Raw genomic sequence first — 2,445 nt, forward strand, 5'->3', positions numbered from 1 at the left:
GTGTGCTGCCGGACGAGCCGGTGGTCATGGTCGAGGTCCGGCAGCACACCACGCGGCACGCGACGGCGTCCGTGGTCCGATTCAAGTTTGACTAGTGCCCCGGCGGGCAGTATCTTTCACGGCAGCAGTAGTCAAACTTGACGAATGCTGCCAGAAGGACATGACCATGTGAGGACGAAGGAGACCGCATGACCGTTCTGCCCGACACCGGATACGTCCCGACCGACGAGGACCGCGCGAGCCTGGACGCCTGGTTCGCCGAGTACGACGCGCACAGCGCGAAGCGCGATGTGGAGCGCATGGCCGACCTGGCCGTCTTCCCGCTCAACCTGGTCAGCGACGACTCCGCGGGCGACGGGCGGGCGGCCCAGTGGGACCGGGAGCAGTTCGTGGCGACCATGACGCACGTCATGGGAGAGGGCGGCGCGGACCTCACCTTCGAGTCCACGCGCACGCCCGTCTTCCTCTCCCCCGCGATGGCCGTCGTCTTCACCGACTCGGTGATGACGACGGACGAGGGCACCCAGCGGCTGCGGTACGCCGACATCCTGATCAGGCGCGGTGGCTCCTGGGGCTTCCAGACCATGATCCAGGGCGGCTGGGGCGACAACCTCTGACCCCGTCCGGCGGGCCGGGGCCGAGGCAGGTGGCCGGGGCCTGGGGACGGGTCAGACCCGCCGCCAGGTGTGGCGGTCCCTGGCCAGGGCGTGCAGGGCCTCCACATCGGCCGGTTTCAGCTGGCCGCCGAGCCGGGCGAGCGACCCCAGCTCGCTCTCCCGCAGCACCCGTACGTCGCGTGGCGGCGGTGCCACCTCCGGATCGGCCGCGCCCGTGCCCGCGAGCGCGAGGACGGGTCGCACCTCCGCCGTCAGCGCGAAGGAGGCGCGGCTCGCGTCGGAGCGCAGCGTGCGCAGGAGCGGGGCGGGCTCGCCGCGGCCGACCGTGACCAACGGGTCGGCGATGCGGACCCGGTGCCTGCGCACCGCGAGGGTGCTCACGCAGAAGAGGCCGCCCGGGCCGATCAGCAGATGGTGGATGCGGGCGCCGCCTGGCAGCGGCACCGAGTGCAGGACCCGCCAGCCCGCCCCCTCAAGACCGTCCAGCGCCTCGCCGACCGCCCGCTCCGCGGTGAGCGCGCGGTACCGCGCGTCCGAGCGCAGCCTCCGCGGGGTCAGCGCCTCGCGCTCCAGGGCGATGTGCAGCGCCTCACCCGGCCGGTTGGGGGCGAGGTCGTCGTCCGGATGGAGCGCGAGGCGGGCCATCTCGACGGGCGTCGGCAGCGGCGGCGGGCCGACGGTGACGTGGCCGGTCAGGAAGGGGGCGAGAGCCCGCAGAACGGCCTCCTCGCGGTCCTCGGCGATCAGATTGACGCGGGACGAGTCGCGGTCGTACCACGCCACGCTTCTGCCGTCCGCGCCACAGACGTACAACCGCTCCTGACCGTGCCTCCAGGCCGGTACGACGCGCAGTCCGCTCATGCCGCATCACCCCCCGACCATGGGAACAGCCCGTGCGTCGCCGGGGCAAGAACCCGGCCGCACGCAAGCGGAGTTGAGGCGTGTTTGCGCCGGTCATGGCCGACCGGACGGTGGTGTCACGCCCGGGGCTGACGGTTCCGCGGATGGACAAGAGGGACTTCGCCCCCAATAAGGTGTACGGGGCGGCGAGCGGCCCGCGACGCGCCGGACACCCGCGGCGGGGTGATCGTGGACGGGCACCGCTCTGACACCATCGTCCTCAACGCCGACCTCGTGACGTGACCACAGGCCTGGTGCCACGACAGGCCGCGCCCCGCGGCAGGCAGGAGTGCAGTGAACCGCAGCCGGCCCGCGCTCGCCGCCGCCCTCGTCGCCGCCGCCCTCCTGCTGGCCGGCGGCTGCGGCGACCCCGGCGGGCTGCGCGGCGCGGGTCCGACGCCCACCGCCCAGGGCCCCACGCGCCTCTGGCCCGACCTGCCGCCGCCGTCCGCGCCCGCCGAGGACTACGGCGAGATAGAGGCGGTGAAGGTCAAGGGCGTCGAGGTGCCCGGCGGTGACCTGCGCAAGGTGAACCCGGTGGACGTGGTCCGCGCGGACTTCCAGGAGAACCCGGGGTCGTACGAGAGCTCCGACCGCGTCTACCGCACGACCCTGGAACGCCTGGAGGACTGCGCCAGGGAGAGTTCCGGGGCCCAGGAGCGGTGCCCGGTGCTCAAGGCGTACTACCGGGATCTGACCGGCGACGACAAGGACGACCTGATCGTCGGTGTCTCGACGCCCGACGACAACCTCGACGTACGGGTGTACGCCGAGGAGAAGCGGCAGCTCACGCAGATCATGGAGATGAGTGACGCCGTGCTCGGCGTGGAGCTGGCCGGGCGCGATCTGATCATCCGCGCGGTCTCCAGCCTCGCCGGGTACGAGTACCACACCGTCTGGTCCTGGGACTCCCACCAGAAGGCGATGC

Annotated in this window: 3 protein-coding genes; 2 read left to right on the forward strand and 1 reads right to left on the reverse strand. The window is 72.4% G+C overall.

The features are described 5' to 3' along the window. The first annotated feature begins 188 nt into the window (after nucleotides 1–188). Nucleotides 189–617 (forward strand): nuclear transport factor 2 family protein, encoded by a 429-nt coding sequence (locus AB8Z36_RS37180; protein ID WP_369217798.1) that lies wholly within the window; start codon nucleotides 189–191, stop codon nucleotides 615–617. A gap of 51 nt (nucleotides 618–668) precedes the next feature. On the opposite strand, the gene AB8Z36_RS37185 is transcribed toward AB8Z36_RS37180, so the two are convergent. Further along, the gene (locus AB8Z36_RS37185; RefSeq protein ID WP_369217799.1) at nucleotides 669–1,478 is read right to left on the reverse strand and encodes a nuclease-related domain-containing protein; all 810 of its coding nucleotides are present in this window, start codon (nucleotides 1,476–1,478) and stop codon (nucleotides 669–671) included. Between the two features lie 333 nt (nucleotides 1,479–1,811). On the opposite strand from AB8Z36_RS37185, the gene AB8Z36_RS37190 reads away from it, so the two are divergent. Continuing rightward, nucleotides 1,812–2,445 (forward strand): hypothetical protein (locus tag AB8Z36_RS37190; protein WP_369217800.1); only part of this gene is annotated, 634 nt, incomplete at its 3' end.

The organism is Streptomyces flavofungini, from assembly GCF_041028215.1.
Lineage (GTDB): Bacteria > Actinomycetota > Actinomycetes > Streptomycetales > Streptomycetaceae > Streptomyces > Streptomyces flavofungini_B.